This window comes from Pseudomonadota bacterium (assembly GCA_030859565.1).
GTDB lineage: Bacteria > Pseudomonadota > Gammaproteobacteria > JACCXJ01 > JACCXJ01 > USCg-Taylor.
On the sequence record JALZJW010000290.1, the window covers coordinates 1 to 2,128 of the forward strand.

The window sequence follows — 2,128 nt, forward strand, 5'->3', positions numbered from 1 at the left end:
AATTGAGTTATGAATCGTCAACCGCTAAAAGTTACCGCTCGAAGATCAACCGCAAGCGCCACCGACTTTAACCTAATGTCTTCTGAACAAATTTTAAGCGCGCGATCTTTTTTCTGGCTCGTGCTTGCCGTGGTCATTGCCGTTCTCATTTACCTCTTGAGCCCGATTCTGACGCCGTTTTTATTAGCTGCGATTCTGGCTTACATGGGCGACCCGCTGGTGGATCGGCTGGAAGCCAAAAAAATTCCTCGTACACTCGGTGTCGTCATCGTCATGTTCTTGTTGATCGGGCTTGTGATCTTGATCGTGGTCATTCTGGTGCCTTTGTTCGAACAGCAGGCGATAACATTGATGCAACGTTATCCGCAACATCTGGAAGCGCTAAGCGTTTACATAACACCCTGGTTGCATCGTTTCGGAATTGATTTCGTACTGGATATCCAGGGAATAAAACAGGCGCTGATGGAGAATCTTCCCGCCGCCAAAAGTTTCGCGGCCAAGCTGATACCTAGTTTGAAAACCGGTGGTCTCGCATTAGTCGAATTCGTGATTAATCTGGTGCTCGTGCCGGTGGTGTTGTTTTACGTATTGCGCGACTGGGACCTCATGATTGCGCGTATCGGCGATCTCGGAGTTCTCCCGATAACGGAGGCGAGCCGACCAATCACTACAGTCGCCTTGTTTCGGCCGCGGAGCTTGCGGTCCGACCGAAACGAGAACTGAGCCGCAGTACGAAGCTGGACCCATGCGCTCAGACCCAGGAGCGCTCGGTCAACGGCCGATGGTCCTGGCAGTGGGTGCCGATCACTCTGGGTCGGAAGTGTCTGGGGCCTCTTCCGTGTTCGGCTCGCTCTCACCGACAGTTTCGGCGAGGGTGGCGACGGTGCCGTCGCCGTGGAGATAGACGGGCGACTCGTTGCGCAGCAGGTCGAGCGTCGGTACGAGCAGCTCGATGGGCCGCTTCATCGACAGGAAACCGCCGCGATTGATCAATTCGGTCGGTTCCGCTCCGGACGAGTACTCGGCCCTGGCGATGCGAGCGCCTCCCATCATATTGGGGGTCTCCGTGCTCTCGAGCGTCAGGAGGGCTCGGTCGCCTTTGATCTCGACCTGGTAGGAGGTGACGAGGTGACTGGTATCGGACATGTGAGTTCTCCGTATGCAATTGGTGGCGAGCGTCGGGCTGCGTCAGAATCCGGTGACGATCCCGTAAAAGCAGTTCTCGAAGTGATCGAGGCTGTTGTCGATGTGGTACACGTTCCCCCACGAGTAGACGTCGAAGGCAATGCGACCACCGCCTTCGGTGAGTCCACCGGCGTAGACCACCCAGTGATCGGGCCATGGCGTGGATGTGGATAGCGCGAGTTCATCCATCGTGGAGGTAAGAATCAACCATGCCTATCCGGTTTGCGCCCAACGGTACTACCGATTGGTGGTTACGCCTTACCCGAGTACTACTCATAGGGGTCTTGAACGTCAACCGGATAGGCATGGAATCAACTGCCCGCCGGAGATAACCGTCCACTGCCTGCACCACGCGTAGCAGCGGACACGCTTGCGTACGTCAACGTCCCGCTTCTGCGCTTCACCCCCGAAGCATGCACGGGAAACAGCGATTCAGCGCCCTCCGATTTAGCGCCGCTCGAACACCTTGGTCTCGCCCGCGGGGTCAAACGAAATGATTTCATAGGCGTCTTTTCGCTCCCCTTCCATGCCGGGAGAGCCCATGGGCATGCCTGGCACGGCGATCCCCGTGACCTTTGGGCGTTCCGACAGTAAGCGTTTGACCGCATCCGCCGGTACGTGTCCCTCGACCACATAGCCCCCGGCGATGGAGGTGTGACAGGCGGCAAGGTGTCCAGGCACCGCATGCTTTCTTTTAATCTCGTCTAAGTTTCCTATACATCAAGAGCTTTAACCTCAAAGCCGTTTTGACGCATGTGCTCGACCCATCCTTGCAGCATCCGTGGATAGTGGATAGTGGATAGTGGATAGTGGGTGGATGTGGATAGTATTTTCAAACCGCCTTTTTGCGTCGGTGAGACTTTATCGCAGTGCGTGTGGGTGGTCAATCACACGGGATAGTGAGTCAGAAACTGTGGGCTGAGGCATTGTCGGGGCAGTGAAA

Annotated in this window: 4 protein-coding genes; 1 reads left to right on the forward strand and 3 read right to left on the reverse strand. The window is 56.0% G+C overall.

Features of this window, described 5'->3' with window-relative positions:
* Positions 1 to 9 precede the first annotated feature (9 nt).
* Positions 10 to 723 (forward strand): AI-2E family transporter, encoded by a 714-nt coding sequence (locus tag M3436_20895; protein ID MDQ3566422.1) that lies wholly within the window; start codon positions 10 to 12, stop codon positions 721 to 723.
* An 81-nt stretch (positions 724 to 804) separates the two neighbouring features.
* Here M3436_20895 and M3436_20900 read toward each other — a convergent pair whose 3' ends face one another.
* The 3 genes from M3436_20900 to M3436_20910 all read right to left on the reverse strand — a co-directional run bounded on the left by M3436_20900 (position 805) and on the right by M3436_20910 (position 1,866).
* Positions 805 to 1,146, reverse strand: coding sequence for a hypothetical protein (locus M3436_20900; protein ID MDQ3566423.1), 342 nt, complete (start codon positions 1,144 to 1,146; stop codon positions 805 to 807).
* Positions 1,147 to 1,188: 42 nt separating this feature from the next.
* On the reverse strand, positions 1,189 to 1,374 hold the full coding sequence (locus M3436_20905; GenBank protein ID MDQ3566424.1) for a hypothetical protein: 186 nt from the start codon (positions 1,372 to 1,374) through the stop codon (positions 1,189 to 1,191).
* Between the two features lie 258 nt (positions 1,375 to 1,632).
* Positions 1,633 to 1,866, reverse strand: a complete 234-nt coding sequence (locus M3436_20910; GenBank protein ID MDQ3566425.1) for a DUF411 domain-containing protein — start codon at positions 1,864 to 1,866, stop codon at positions 1,633 to 1,635.
* Between the last annotated feature and the right edge of the window lie 262 nt (positions 1,867 to 2,128).

Coding starts and splice junctions, on each gene's coding strand:
- M3436_20900 (MDQ3566423.1), bottom strand. CDS start 1,146: ATGTCCGATACCAGTCACCTCGTCACCTCCTACCAGGTCGAGATCAAA.
- M3436_20895 (MDQ3566422.1), top strand. CDS start 10: ATGAATCGTCAACCGCTAAAAGTTACCGCTCGAAGATCAACCGCAAGC.
- M3436_20905 (MDQ3566424.1), bottom strand. CDS start 1,374: ATGGATGAACTCGCGCTATCCACATCCACGCCATGGCCCGATCACTGG.